The 5,266-nt window shown below is 71.2% G+C and carries 4 protein-coding genes and 1 pseudogene; all 5 read right to left on the bottom strand.

Annotated elements, in window-relative coordinates; translation table 11 throughout:
- On the bottom strand, positions 1–918 hold a 918-nt coding region (locus GTW40_RS23940), incomplete at its 3' end, for a glycosyltransferase family 2 protein (RefSeq protein WP_161182243.1).
- Positions 919–1,068: 150 nt separating this feature from the next.
- Positions 1,069–1,977, bottom strand: a complete 909-nt coding sequence (locus tag GTW40_RS23935) for a carbohydrate ABC transporter permease (RefSeq protein WP_161182242.1) — start codon at positions 1,975–1,977, stop codon at positions 1,069–1,071.
- Positions 1,974–3,287: a sugar ABC transporter permease gene (locus GTW40_RS23930; RefSeq protein ID WP_161182244.1), complete on the bottom strand. Its 1,314-nt coding sequence runs from the start codon at positions 3,285–3,287 to the stop codon at positions 1,974–1,976. Before GTW40_RS23930 ends, GTW40_RS23935 begins: the two co-directional genes overlap by 4 nt.
- 63 nt (positions 3,288–3,350) lie before the next feature.
- Positions 3,351–4,736, bottom strand: a complete 1,386-nt coding sequence (locus tag GTW40_RS23925) for an extracellular solute-binding protein (RefSeq protein WP_161182241.1) — start codon at positions 4,734–4,736, stop codon at positions 3,351–3,353.
- Positions 4,737–4,918: 182 nt separating this feature from the next.
- Positions 4,919–5,266, bottom strand: a pseudogene (locus GTW40_RS23920) (cell division protein FtsK); the annotation flags it as partial.

Genomic DNA, 5,266 nt, shown 5'->3' with positions numbered 1-5,266 from the left:
CAGCGCGTGCCGGACCCGGGCACGCCGGGAGGGCCGCGGGGACGGCACCCGGTAGCGGCGGTAGTGGGCGCGGGCCCGGCGCAGGAAGCGGGGGCGGCTGCGGCGCGGCAGCCGGTCGGGACGGCTGAAGACGGTCGCGTAGTGCTCGACCATCTTGTGGAACAACTCGGGGCGCCAGCAGTCCAGTTCGGGACGCGCGTCGACGTAGGCGAAGACCCGCTCGTACTGGTCGAGGACGTCGAAGTGCCGGTCGCTGGTGGTGCGCAGGATGGAGCCGGTGTGGCGCTGGCGGTAGTGCACGCACACCCGGTCCAGGGTGGCGATGGTGTCCGCCGTCATCAGCACCGGGAAGGTCCAGGGGGTGTCCTCGTAGTAGCCCGGCGGGAAGACCAGCTCGCCGTGCTCCACGAACTCCCGCCGGTAGGCCTTGTTCCAGGCCACCATCAGCACCCGCAGCAGGCCGGGGCGGTCCAGCAGGCGGAAGGGGGCCGGGCCGCGCTCGGCCAGCCGGGCGGCCTCCCGGTTGCGGACCTCGCTGCCGTCGCCGTAGGTGCGCGCGTAGTCGAAGACCAGCACGTCCGGGTCGCCGGTCTCCCGGATCCGGTCCGCGACCGCGCGCAGCGTGTGCGGGGTGAGGGTGTCGTCGCCGTCCAGGAAGAGCAGGTAGTCGCCGGTCGCCCCGGCCATCCCCGCGTTGCGGGCCGGCCCGAGGCCCTGGTTCGCGGTGAGGTGCAGGGGGCGGACCCGGGCGTCGCGGCCCGCGTACTCGTCGATGATCGTGCCGCACGCGTCCGGCGATCCGTCGTCCACGGCGATCAGTTCGAGATCGTCGTACGACTGCGAGAGCACCGAGTCCAGGCACTCGGAGAGATACGCCTGGACCTCGTACGCGGGGACGATGACGCTGAACCTGGGCAAGGGACATCCATGGGTCGCTCGGCGCGGGCCTTCTGCCCGGCAACGGCCGTCCGGGTGACTTGGTTACGGGTCCCTACGGCATACGGGGGACATGCGCGGGGGCGGCCCGCCCGGGACCGCCCCCGCTCCGTAAGAACGTTCTGTTGGCGGCTACTTGACCGCGCCCGCCATCACGCCGGACACGAACTGCCGCTGGAACGCGAAGAACACGGCCAGCGGGATCACCATCGACAGGAACGCGCCGGGCGCGAGCACGTCGATGTTGTTGCCGAACTGCCGTACCTGGGTCTGCAGGGCGACCGTGATCGGCTGCGAGCCGGACTTCGTGAACACCAGCGCCACCAGCATGTCGTTCCACACCCACAGGAACTGGAAGATGCCGAGGCTCGCGATCGCGGGACCGCCGAGCGGCAGCACCACCCGGGCGAACAGCCGGAGTTCACCCGCGCCGTCGAGCCGCGCCGCCTCCAGGAGTTCGCGCGGGATCTCCGCGAAGAAGTTCCGCAGCAGGAACACCGCGAACGGCAGCCCGAAGCCGACGTGGAACAGGATCACCCCGAGGATCGACCCGAACAGGCCTACTTTTCCGAAGAGTTCGGCGATCGGGATCAGCGCCACCTGCACCGGCACCACCAGCAGGCTCACCACGGCGAGGAACCACCAGTCCCGCCCCGGGAACTCCATCCACGCGAACGCGTACCCGGCAAGCGAGCCGATCAGCACCACCAGGACGGTCGCCGGGACGGTGATGAGCACGGTGTTGACCAGCGAGTGCGTGATGTCGCCGTTCTCCAGCAGCCTGCGGTAGCTGTCCACGGTCAGCTGGGACGGCTTCGCGAACACCTGCCACCAGCCGCTCGCGCTCATGTCCTCCGGCGAGCGCAGCGAGGAGATGAGCAGACCGATGGTCGGCACCAGCCAGAACAGGCCCACGACCAGCAGGAACGCCCGTACCAGAGAGCCGCCGAGGCGTGCGGTGAGCCGGGCTCCGAGAGAGGTCCGTGGCGCCGGGACCGGCCGGGCGGACTCCTTGCCGATGCTTTCCGCGCTCGTCGTCATCGCCGCTCCTCCCGCCGCAGCCGCCGGACGTTGAACAGCATCACCGGGATCACCAGGAGCAGCAGGAAGACCGCGATGGCGCTCGCGACGCCCGGCTGCCCCTCCGCGAAGCCCTTGCGGTACAGCTCCAGGGCCAGCACGTTGGCGTCGTCCTGGGACGAGCCCGGCGCGATGATGTAGACGAGGTCGAACACCTTGAGCACGTTGATCATCAGCGTGACGGTGACCACCGCGAGGACCGGTGCGAGCAGCGGCACGGTGACCTTGCGGAACACCTGCCACTCGCTCGCCCCGTCCACCCGGGCCGCCTCCAGGAGTTCGCGTGGGACACCGGCGAGCCCGGCCGCGATCAGCACCATCGCGAAGCCCGCCCACATCCACACGTAGGAGCCGATGATCGCCGGGGTGACCAGGGCCGGGCCCAGCCAGTCGACGCCGTTGTACGCCTCCTTGAAGTTGGCCGGCGGGAGACGGAGTCGAGCCCCGTCGGCGGCTGCCGGGAGGCTGAAGGTGCCGTCGGCGGCGGCCTTCGTGGACGCCACCACCCGGCCGTCCTTCACCGCCTCGATCCGCATCCCGGCGTACCCCACCTCCGAGGGGTCCGGCGCGCCGAGTCTGCCGACGCCCTTGCCCCGGGTGAAGTCCTGCCAGGTCGTGCCGGTCACCCGGCCGGGCTCGGGACGCGCGGCGACGGCCGGCTCGGCACCGTCCGGCAACTGGTCCGGGGCGACCCCGAGGAGCGGCAGCGCGACCGGGGTGCCCGCGCGCACCGGGTCCTTCGTGACGAAGCCGCCGCCCTGCGCGACCAGCGGGGATTCCCGGCCCGGGTGCGCCTTCGGGAACGCCGAGGACTGCGCGAAGGTGTCGTGCACGCCCACCCAGACCGCGTTGGCGACCCCCTTGTCCGGGTCCTGGTCGTACACCAGCCGGAAGATGATCCCGGCGGCCAGCATCGAGATCGCCATCGGCATGAAGACGACCAGCTTGAACGCCGTTCCCCAGCGCACCTTCTCGGTCAGCACCGCGAAGACAAGACCGAGCGCGGTGGAGACGGTGGGCGCGAACACCACCCAGATGATGTTGTTCTTCAGGGCGGTGCGGATGCCGTCGTCCGTGAAGATCGCCTTGTAGTTGTCGAACCCGGCCGCGTGGTCGCCGGAGGCGTCGTAGAAGCTGCGGACCAGCGAGTACCCGATGGGGTAGACCACGAGCGCGCCGAGCAGCACCAGGGCGGGGAGCAGGAAGAGGGCGGCGACGGTCCTGCGGGTGCCGGTGACGCTCCTGCGGCCCTTGCGCGGACCGCCGCGCATGTTCTTCTTCGACACGGCCGGGCCCGGCGGGGCACCGGCCGCCGCTTCCGGTGTCGTCACCGGTCAGCTCCCGTTCCCGTACGCGGCCGCCGCGTCCTTCTCCAGTTGCCGCTGGGTGCCCGCCACGTCCTTCGGGTTCTTCAGGAAGTCCTGGAGGTCCTTCCACTCGCCCTTGCCCGGGGTGCCGCCGAACGCCTGCGGGGCCTGGTCGGACATGTCGAACCGGAAGTCGTCGCCGGACGCGATCAGCGCCTTGGCGATCGTGCGCTGGACCTCGTTCGGGTAGGCCGAGTCCGGCACGTTCTTGTTCGGGGAGAGATAGCCGCCCAGCTTGGCCTGGATGGTCGCCGCGTCCGGCGAGGCCAGGAAGGTGACCAGAGCCTGCGCCGCCTTGGAGTCCTTCAGGATCACAGCCGCGTCGCCACCGGAGACCACCGGCGCGGTCGAGCCCACCGCCGGGAACGGGAACACCTTGGCGTCCGTGCCCACCTTCGCCTTGGTCTCACCGATGTTGACCTGCGCGAAGTCGCCCTCGTAGACCATCGCGGCCTTCGGCTGGTCGCCCCCGCTGAAGGTCTGGGTCACCGAGGCCGGGAACTCCGTCTGGAGCGCACCGTCCGCGCCGCCCGCCACGTAGTCCTTCTTGCCCCAGACCTCGGCGAGCGTGGTGAGCGCCTTCGCCACCGACGGGTCGGTCCACTTGATCTGGTGCTTGGCCAGCTGGTCGTACTTCTCCGGGCCCGCCTGGGAGAGATAGACGTTCTCGAACCAGTCCGTCAGCGTCCAGCCGTCGGCGCCGCCGACCGAGAACGGCGTCACCCCGGAGTCGTAGACCGCCTGCGCGGTGGTCAGCAGCTCCGGCCAGGTCTTGGGGACCTTGGCGCCCGCGTTGTCGAAGACCCCCGCGTTGTACCAGATCAGCGACTTGTTGGCGGCCTTGTAGTAGACGCCGTAGCTCTTGCCGTCGACCTTGCCGATGTCCTGCCAGCCCTGGGAGTAGTTCTTCGACAGCTCCTTGAGGGCCTCGGGGCCCAGCGGCTTGGCCCACTTCTTGTCCACGGCCTGCTTGATCGCGCCCGGCTGCGGCAGCAGCGCCACGTCCGGGGGCTGGCCGCCCGCGATCTTCGAGCCGAGGAAGTTGATGATCGGGTCCTGCGCGGGCACGAACGTCACCTTCGCGCCCGTGCGCTTCTCGAACTCCGCGAGGACCTTCTTGAAGTTCTTCTGCTCGGTGCCGGTCCAGACGGCGGCGACCTCCAGGTGCGCGCCGTCCAGCTTCGGCAGGGTCACGGTGGAGCCGGTGGGCCCGCCGCTCTTCTCCCCCTTGTCCTTGTCACCGCCGCCGGAGCAGGCGGTGAGCGCCAGGGCCCCCGCGAGCAGTGCGGCGAGCGTGGTGGCGGCCCGGTTCGCGGTCCGGTTCGTCCGGCTGGTGTCGCTCGTGCGGCGCATCACTTCCCCGTTCGTCGTTCTCCGTTGAACGCCGGACCGTCGTCGCGCGCGGTGCACACGTGCGCACGGTCCCGTCGGCTCCGGTGTACGCCGGGCCGTACGGCAGCGGCAAGAGCGCCTGCGCCGTACGGCCGCGCATCGTGACCGGCTCGTGACGGTGGGGGTATGCGCGCCGGGGCGGACTACAGCAGCGAGGGCACCTGTTCGGCCGACACCTGCCGGGCCGCCCGCTCCACCGCGCTCGCGAGGAGGGCCAGGTCGGTGGGGCCGTTGCCCAGCTCGCGCACCGGGCGGCGGGCGGGCGGGTCGCCCATCCGCTGCCACTCCAGCGGCAGCACGGTCGGCCGCTGGGTCGCGGTGCGCGGGATACGGCCCGTCACGCGGCCGCCCTGGAAGCCGGTCGCGCGTCCGTCCCGGTACGCCAGCCTGCCGCGCCCCGGCGCCGGTTCACCGCTGGAGTCCCCGCTGCGCTCGGAGGGCGGCGCGTCGAGGACCGCCCGCAGGGCCGCCTGCCGGACCGGCTCCGTCTG

The sequence above is a fragment of the Streptomyces sp. SID4985 genome, from assembly GCF_009863025.1.
Taxonomy (GTDB): domain Bacteria; phylum Actinomycetota; class Actinomycetes; order Streptomycetales; family Streptomycetaceae; genus Streptomyces.
Note: the sequence above shows the minus strand (reverse complement) of the source record. Positions and strands in the feature narration are given on the sequence as shown.

Excerpts from the sequence above, each read along its gene's own strand:
- GTW40_RS23930 (WP_161182244.1), bottom strand. The coding sequence starts at position 3,287 with ATGCGCGGCGGTCCGCGCAAGGGCCGCAGGAGCGTCACCGGCACCCGC.
- GTW40_RS23935 (WP_161182242.1), bottom strand. The coding sequence starts at position 1,977 with ATGACGACGAGCGCGGAAAGCATCGGCAAGGAGTCCGCCCGGCCGGTC.
- GTW40_RS23925 (WP_161182241.1), bottom strand. The coding sequence starts at position 4,736 with ATGCGCCGCACGAGCGACACCAGCCGGACGAACCGGACCGCGAACCGG.